The organism is Pseudomonas spirodelae (assembly GCF_034653255.1).
GTDB classification, from domain to species: Bacteria; Pseudomonadota; Gammaproteobacteria; order Pseudomonadales; family Pseudomonadaceae; genus Aquipseudomonas; species Aquipseudomonas spirodelae.
Genome location: NZ_JAYEET010000030.1, coordinates 1 through 7,639, shown reverse-complemented (window position 1 = coordinate 7,639; position 7,639 = coordinate 1). Strand labels below are relative to the sequence as shown.

At 48.3% G+C, this 7,639-nt stretch carries 4 protein-coding genes; 1 reads left to right on the top strand and 3 read right to left on the bottom strand.

The genetic code is table 11. From position 1 onward, the window contains the following. A partial coding sequence (locus SOP97_RS09350; protein WP_322949037.1) for a transposase occupies positions 1-208 on the bottom strand: 208 nt, incomplete at its 3' end. Between the two features lie 360 nt (positions 209-568). Here SOP97_RS09350 and SOP97_RS09345 point away from each other — a divergent pair. Continuing rightward, complete coding sequence (locus SOP97_RS09345) at positions 569-754, top strand: hypothetical protein (protein ID WP_322949036.1); 186 nt, start codon at positions 569-571, stop codon at positions 752-754. Positions 755-881: 127 nt separating this feature from the next. On the opposite strand, the gene SOP97_RS09340 is transcribed toward SOP97_RS09345, so the two are convergent. Further along, positions 882-3,935: an STAND family AAA ATPase gene (locus SOP97_RS09340; RefSeq protein ID WP_322949035.1), complete on the bottom strand. Its 3,054-nt coding sequence runs from the start codon at positions 3,933-3,935 to the stop codon at positions 882-884. 27 nt (positions 3,936-3,962) lie between these two features. Continuing rightward, positions 3,963-7,148: a type I restriction endonuclease subunit R gene (locus SOP97_RS09335; RefSeq protein WP_322949034.1), complete on the bottom strand. Its 3,186-nt coding sequence runs from the start codon at positions 7,146-7,148 to the stop codon at positions 3,963-3,965. Positions 7,149-7,639 lie beyond the last annotated feature (491 nt).

Here is a 7,639-nt window from a genome sequence, read left to right as displayed (position 1 = left end):
CCGCAAACTTAGCTTCGGCCGGCCAGTCATCGGCGTTGTTCTTGTCTCCGGGCACTACCGCGCCTCCTGCTTTGAGCTTTGTGCGCCAAGCATACAGGGTGGCTTGGGAGATGCCTTCTTGGCGCGACAACTCGGCCACGGACATGTTTTGCGGCGGCAGTAATTTACGGATAAGGGCCGCTTTACGCTCAGGTGAATAGCTCGACATTACAGCTCTCTTTGACGCCCCCGATCTATCGTTTTGATAAATCAGCTCAGGCGACAACTAGCCTGACACCGGGGGAGGCAGCCTGATCAAAGAAAAGGCCTGCGAGGCCGCCAGCAACTTTCAGGAGAAAGCCAGCCAGACTATCGGTGGTCAGCTCGCATCAGCAATCGAAGGAGAGCCTTCTTTTGAAGGGGACAGCCTGTCAGCAGCGGGGCAGGGCGACAGCGACATGGATGACGAGATAGCCCAGTTCGTGAACCGTGATCGCAGCTCGGCCACCTGAAAACTTTAGCGGCTAAAATCGAGCCTACTGAATTTTGCCGCTACATTCGTCAATGCCACGACTGAAAAGGAAGGCTCATGAGCACGCACGAAATCACGGAACCCTTGTTCATCACAGAAGAGATCGAGGCAGAAATGATCGCTGCCGGGTACGTTATTGAGGTGCCCAAGCTCATTACTTTGCCGCACGATTACAACAATGCGCTGGAGCCAGAAGAAAACGACGGGAAAAATGACCGAGTATGCGGGGTGAGTGGTACATAAACTATCCCTGTTTCAGGGGGTAATAAGTGGAGAAATTAATCTTCAGGCTTTAATAGGTAATGAATGATGCAACCCTCTATGGGGGCTATCTCTGAATAGAGTTTCCTAAAGAGGGTTGTATGATTATTTAGTTGTTTTTGATTAATTTGCTTTTTCTTGTTTTCAGATCGATGGCTCTTGATTGGCTGAGGCTTATTTTAACTAGTGAGGCAAGTCGTTGCTTATCTGACTCGGAGGTGTGGAACATGTGTAAGTGGTAAAAAACTAGGCTCTGTAATATCGTGAACGCGAAAGGGTTGTCTTTGAGTGCTTTGGCTAGGTTATCTATTTCGGTAAAAGGAAGATTTCCAGGTTGTGTAAGGTAGGTTGCGGCGCCAATCAGCCGGTATGAATTAGTTGGATTTTCATTTACTAAGGTGAAAATGTCCTCTCTGATTTTGTCAGAGCTTACAAATTGGGCAGATTTCGCAATAAATCCGGTACAGATGAGTCCGGTTATTTGGAAAGCAAATTTCTTGGCATGCTCAACTCGTTGTTCGGCCGTCAAGCCTGGTCTTGCCTCTTCAATTGCGCGCTCTAGCTCTGATATAAAAGCCTCTGGCTGCTCTTCAATTCCTGAGAAAATAGCTTTCAGGGAGCGGAGGGTGCCGTCGAATATTTGTTTTAAATATTCATTTTTGCGTGAGCGTTCAATTGAACCGTAATAATTTCTGGTTATTAACCCAAGAATTTCAGATGTCTTTGTTAATTTGTGAAGTTTAGATGTTAGTGACAGAGCGTCATTAACGGTTCCGCTGGTAGTTTGTTCTGCTTGCTCGTCCGACTCATTCTCGGAAATAGTGTCAGCCAGCTCTCTCTGTTGCTCTTGGTTGCGATCAACATCAATTTCTTCGATTAAGAGTTGTGAGGCGGTTTCGACAAATTCATTTATCGCTTTTACGTCGCCATTTAATTCAAGTGGCGTTTTGTCTGAGAAGCATGTTTTCAAGTTGTCTGTGATTTGTTCAACAACCCATGGGTCGTTTCTGTGGTGGGTTAGAAACATTATGGAGTTGGCGTTTTCTCTCTTGTGAAGGTCGAGGCAGTATTCTGTGATTTTTTCTTTTATTGAGTCTTTGTGAAGGTTGTCTGCTAAGTACTTCCCAATAAATAAGTAATATATGTAGGAGTAGTTGAACTTATAACCTCCGCCATTTTGTAAGAGTATTTTGGATTTTGTTAGTATCTCAATCCGAGGTTCGAAATCTACAGAGGTGTATTCGGAAGAGAATTTGCTGTTGAATTCCTTGAATTCATTGGTGCTTAGTTCTTTCGAGTTTCGTTCTTTAAATTCCCAGGCAAGATTTGCAAGGTAGTTGAACATTTCGTTTAGACGGTCAGCTCTAAAGCCTGCTTCTTTCAGGCTTTTAACTATCAAGTACTCGTAATAATGGGAGAAGCTGCTATTTTGTAGTTCTCCTTGTTGTTTCTGTTCGCTACTTTGTAAGAGGATTAATAGGTATATTGGTTTTGCTGGAATCAGATTTTTGCCAATAATTGTTGTAATAAGGCGTTCAACGTCATGTACACGTGCATCAAGAGCTGTTTTGGTTGACACGTCCCCAAGCAAACACCATTTCTTAATGAGCTTGTGTCTCATGCTTAGGCCGAAAGGCCTGATTGTATATGTCGAGAAATCTGCTAATGATTCAGCGGCGTCAACATCCACTAGTTCGCTTATCTGGTATCTTGAATTTGCAGTTACGTATATCGATGAAAAGTTTTTTTCTAAGTGCTGTATTAACTTTAATTGAGATCGTGCGCCGCCGGATATTCTGTCTATATCATCGACAATTGCTATCTTGTTTTTCTTTGGTGCGTAGTTGATTTCTTCTGCTTGGCAGTATTGATTTTCTGCAAGTGCGGCGATTTTTTTATCAAGCTCTCTGTCGCTTACAGAGGTAAGGTCCGTGGCTTTTATGTATAAAGGTATAAGGCCTTGGCTGTGTAGGTCTAAGAATATTCTTTTAAGGAGGAATGTTTTTCCTGCCTCGTCTTCGCCAAGCAAAAGTGTCTTGTCTCCCTCTGTGCTTGCTTGGATTATTTTGTCGGCATAAATTGTTTTGCTTTCTTCTTCGCCGGTGTTGTCTTTTAGTTCCGGGTAAAGGAAAACATCTTCTGCTAATATTTTGTTTCTTTCTGGGTGCGTAAAGTTTCCACCAGGATCGGAGAGCGTTTCTACGAAGGCCGGCAGTAGGCGATATTTGCCTTTTAAGCTTTGTTCAGAGATTTTTAGCTGATGAACAATCTCTTCTTTAAGGAGTTGTGGTGTTGCACCGGACACACTGAACCTACGTTCGACTACTGTGTTTTCATGTATGTTGAAAAGCAAACATGAGCACTCCGAGTTTTGTTCGTCGTGAGGCTGTAAAGCTGGTGCTTCGAAAATTAGTATGCTTCCATTTTCGGAATCAATTACTTCTTCTGATCCAAATGAGTGCTCGTGGCCAGAAAGAATTACATTTGAGTGTGTGCGTAATGTCTTCTTTAGTGGGTGATAGCTTGCCTGGCAATACCAGTTTAGTGGGTGATGTATTAGCGAAATTCTTAAATTTGAGGGTGCTTCGATTATCTCGATGTAGTTATCAATTGGGAAGACCAACTCGCCTTGGGTCTCAGGGATGCGTGACATCCAGGCAGCATTAATTGCAGAGATTCTGATTGGGTTACCACTGATATCAATTTCATATTCACACCAGAGCTTATCCTCAAATATTGGTTTTGCTCTGGTTATGTTTTTCCTGAATAAGAAAAAGTTTTCCTGAACTGCTGTGCATATTTCAATCGCCTCTGGGTCGCTTGCTTCCTCAGGGTTGGCGACAATGTTTCTGATTGCTAGTTTTCGAGGAAGGGTCTCTGGAATAAGTATGCAGTCGTGATTTCCTGGAGTTACGATTATTTCAGGTGATTTTCCAGACTCATCAAGTATGTATGACTGAATTTCCTTTAAGAGTTTTTCTGCTAGTTCGTACTGCTCTTTGCTTCCGCTGTATGCTATGTCGCCAGTGATTGTGATAAGGGTTAGGTCTGACTCTTTTGCTGTGTTGTAACACGCAGCTGCTATCTGGGCTGCCTTTCCAAGGACTTTGTCTTCTTTGTTTTTTATGTGTATGTCGCTAAGATGGAGAATGCCTAATTTCATTTTTCTTCCTTGTGTAGGCTGTGCTTCTTAAAATAGTGGAGAGGGTAAGGATGGGTAAGCTGTGAAAACGTGCTTGTAAATTTCACCTGCTTTGAAAATAACTTCGTCCTCGTTATATGTGTCAACGGGTAGGCCAGTTTTTTCATCCCAAAGAAAGTCGCGAATTGCTATTTGAACCGCATCCCGTGTGCTTTCTTTTTCACGCCAATTTTCGATTCTTAGCTTCTCTTTCTTTAAGGTTTCTAGAAGCTCTTTTGCTATTTTTTTGATCTGATTAATCCCTTTTTTGTCGAGGTCTGGTTTCTTCATTAGATCGAAGATTGCGAGGGTTTCCTGATCCAAACCTTCGCGTATGGCCCGACTTTCTTCATCTGTAAGGGCTTCGAGAAATTTACTTAATACGTTGAAGCTGTGTTCAATAGTCTGCTGATCTTTCTCGCTGTTGTACGCGGCGACAATTTCTTCATAGTGCTGCTGGAAGTTGGTACGCAGCGGGTTCTGGGCGAGCAGCTTGGCCAGCTTGTTTTCGATGACCTGTTTTAGGTTCTGTACTGTGGTCTTCTTCGCAGGGCTTCGTTCGAACTCGCGACGGAGCAGGTCAAAGTCGATGCTGCTGATGTCGTAGACCGTATGGTCTTCCTTCTGCGGCAGGCCTTGGCTAGCGATGGCACCATCCATAGCCTCGTGCAGCTGGCGGATAAGGTCAGATATATCTGCCTGGTCGCGGTCTTTTTGCAGGCTTTTGTAGATGATGTTGATGGCACCTACATCGTTGCGGAAGTCGTTAACGCCGGGAATGGTCAGGCAGGCTTTGAATTTTTTGAAGACCTCACGCGCTTGGATTTCAAAGCGCTTGCGAGTCTGGTCGTTAGCGTTGATCGCTTCCTTGGCGGCAACAATCGCGGCGTTGCGGGCGAAGCCGGTTTTCTCGGTGATGTCGGCTAGCTTGAAGTCATGCTCACTGAGGTAGTCTCTGACCAGGTCTATCGCCTCCGCCATCTCAGCTAATAACTCTTCGTTGGGGCGGGCGGGATCATCCTCAGTGCCATCATCATCCGAGCCTGTAGCGAAGGTGGCGAGTGCTTTGCGCAAGTTCTTGAGGATGCCGCAGTAGTCGACGATCAGACCGTTGTTTTTGCCCTCATTGATCCGGTTGGCGCGGGCAATGGCTTGCATCAGCGTGTGGGCCTTTAATGGCTTGTCCAGATACAGCGTGGAAAGGCTTGGCACATCGAAGCCGGTGAGCCACATGGCGCAAACGATAGCGACGCGGAATGGGTGGGTCTCACGCTTGAAGGCAGACTCCATATCCAGGCGTTTGCCGTCGTCCAGTTCAAAGCCTTCTTTCATCAGCTTGCGGTGGGGTTTGATGTCGATGCCCCACTTGCTGAACTTGTCGACCTCACCTTGTTCTTCGCTGACCACTACGGCCATCAAGGTTTCGCGCATCCAGGCTAATTGCCGCTCGCGGAAGATCAGTTCTTGTTCATCGCTCGCACTGCTCAGCTGCTTTTCCAGCTGATTGATACGTTCCTGCCAGCGGTCGGCAATCAGCGCGTGCATGCGGGCACAGGTGACTTTGTCGATACACACCAGCATGGCTTTGCCGGTTTCCCAACCCGTTGAGTAATGCTCTACGAAGTCGGCTGCTATGTGCTCCAGGCGATGGCCGTCGGTGATGATGTGATACTCGCGCTTTAATTCGCGCTCCAGCCGCTGCTGAACGTCAATGTCATCAATCTCAAGCTCTTCCAGCTTGGCGGCGATGCGTTCGTTCAGGTCAGTGGTGGCGATCTGTAATTTTTCGCCCCTGGCGTCATAGAACAGGGGCACGGTGGCTTTATCGTCGACCGCACGCTTGAAGTCATAGGTCGACAGGTATTCGCCAAATACGCGCCGGGTGATTTCGTCGTCCTTGAACAGCGGGGTGCCGGTGAAGCCGATAAAGCTGGCATTGGGGAGGGCATTGCGCAGGTTCAGGGACAGGCGACCGTATTGGGTGCGATGAGCTTCGTCGGTCACCACAATGATGTCGTCACGGGTCGAGTAAGGCTTGCTCGGATCGACATCTTTGTTGAATTTCTGGATTAGGGTGAACAGCACTGATTTGTGCTGGCCAAGCAGTGCCTGTAAGTGGTCGCCACTTTCAGCACGGCAGGGATCTTTGTCGTGGTCCGCTAGCCCGCAGCCGGCAAAGGTTTTGTAGATCTGGCTGTCCAGGTCATCGCGATCAGTGCAGACCAGGAAGGTGAAATTGCCGCCCAGTAGGCGGTGTACCTTGCGCACGAAAAAGACAATGGAATAACTCTTGCCCGACCCTTGGGTATGCCAGAAAACTCCCAGTCGTCGCTCCAGTTCTTCACGGTTATGCACCGCTAGAATCGCTTTGTTCACGCCGAGGAATTGATGGTTGCGAGCGACGATTTTGACCAGCTTGCCCGATGACTCATCGAACAGAATGTAGTTCTCGAACAGATCGAGCAGGTTGCGCTTACTACAGACCCCCTTGAGCAGGGTTTCCATATCCACCGCACCAGGCTCTGATTCGTCTAGGCGCTTCCATTCATGGAAGTACTCGAACTTGCTACCCAGTGAACCAATCTTGGCGTCCACCCCGTTGGCCAGCACGATGAAGGCGTTGTGGTCGAACAGATGCGGCACTGTGTCCTGGTAGTCGGCCAGGTTTTGCTCGTAAGCGGCGCGAATATCTTTGTTGAGATTTTTTAGCTCCATGAAGAGCAACGGGATGCCATTCACAAAGCCCACGATGTCGGCGCGGCGTCGGTAGAGATCGCCACGTACCCACAGTTCGCGTACCACCAAGAAGTGGTTTTTCTCTGGTTCGTCGAAGTTGAATACGCGCAGGCGCTGTTTTTTCAGCTCGCCCTTGTCGTTGTGAAAGCTCACCTGCACGCCATCGAGCAGCTGATGATGCTTATCACGATTTGTGAGCATCTGAGATTGGGTAGCAGTGCGCTCGGCGATGATGCGTATGGCTTCGCGATACGCAGTCGTTGGAAGCCCTGGGTTGAGGTCAAGCAAGGCTTCGCCCAGGTAGCGGGTCAGCACAATCTCGCGGTCGCTCAAGCGCCCCAGGGTACCTTCGGGGCCAAAGGTTTCTTCGTTGTAGGCCAGTACAGACTGCCAGCCAAGTTCGTCACGCAGATAGTCAGCAGTGGTTTGCTGAACCAAAGTGTCTTCGTTGTAGCTCACTAAGTCCCTTCCCCTGTGTGCAGCAGACCATTGCCTGGTCGATTTCCTGGAGGAAACCCATTTCAGTGCTTGAGCCTGCGGGGCTCATCCTTGGGCCTAATCTTCGCCCAAATGTGCACTGATTGGCACTCTTTTGCATAACAAGGCTGCGGATTCCACGCTGACTCGGACACCCATTCCACGCACATCCGGACAGTGATTCCACGCTGATCCGGACACTCACTCCACGAGCATCCGGACACCGATTCCACGGCCATCCGGACACTTTTCAGGCAGGCAGCTACGCAGGATTTATTCACTACCATCGACCTCTTTTTCGAAGCGAAGAGGTCGTCGTGGAGCGTTTATCCATGCGTAAAATCCGAGAGGTGTTGCGCCTCAAGTTCGACTGCGGCCTGTCCGTGCGCAAGATCGCCCGCAGCCTGGGTACTGGCCACAGCAGTGCCGGTGATTACCTCTGTCGTTTTGCCGCCAGCGGTCTCAGTTGGGCC

What these genes read in the sequence shown, in the direction of transcription:
- SOP97_RS09345 (WP_322949036.1), top strand. Translation starts at nt 569, where the DNA reads ATGAGCACGCACGAAATCACGGAACCCTTGTTCATCACAGAAGAGATC.
- SOP97_RS09340 (WP_322949035.1), bottom strand. Translation starts at nt 3,935, where the DNA reads ATGAAATTAGGCATTCTCCATCTTAGCGACATACACATAAAAAACAAA.